Source organism: Streptomyces sp. MMG1121, from assembly GCF_001280015.1.
Classification (GTDB): domain Bacteria; phylum Actinomycetota; class Actinomycetes; order Streptomycetales; family Streptomycetaceae; genus Streptomyces.
The window spans coordinates 1-503 of sequence record NZ_LGDV01000073.1 but is presented as its reverse complement, the minus strand read 5'-3'; the positions used below and the strand labels follow the sequence as shown (position 1 = coordinate 503).

The following is a 503-nucleotide window of genomic DNA, read 5'->3' as shown; positions in this document are numbered from 1 at the left end:
CCTCCCGGGCGCATTTTGATCATCGTGCGGTGGTGGTGGCGGGTTCGGTGGAGGAGGCGCGGGAGGGGCTCGCGGTGGTGCGGCCTGGGGGTGTGGTTGCGGGTCGTCTGGGTGTGTTGTTCACGGGGCAGGGTTCGCAGCGGGTGGGGATGGGGCGTGAGCTGTACGACTCTTTCCCGGTGTTCGCGGAGGCTTTCGATGAGGTGTGTGCGGCCGTGGACGAGCGACTCGGCTGTTCGTTGAAGGATGTGGTGTTCGAGGGCGGTGACTTGCTGGACGAGACGCGGTTTGCGCAGCCGGCTCTGTTCGCGGTCGAGGTGGCGTTGTATCGCCTTGTGCGGTCGTGGGGTGTGCGGCCGCACTATCTTGCGGGTCATTCGATTGGTGAGGTGGCGGCTGCGTATGTGGCGGGGGTGTGGTCGTTGGAGGGTGGCGCGGCCTTTGGGGGGGCGGGGGGGGGTTTTGTGGAGGCGTGGGCGGCTGGGGGGGGGGTGGGGGGGGGG

1 protein-coding gene is annotated in these 503 nt (G+C 68.6%); it reads left to right on the top strand.

Annotation, left to right across the window (positions count from 1 at the left end):
• Nucleotides 1-503, top strand: a 503-nt coding sequence (locus tag ADK64_RS08030) for an acyltransferase domain-containing protein (protein WP_159046192.1), incomplete at both ends; no start/stop codon positions are given.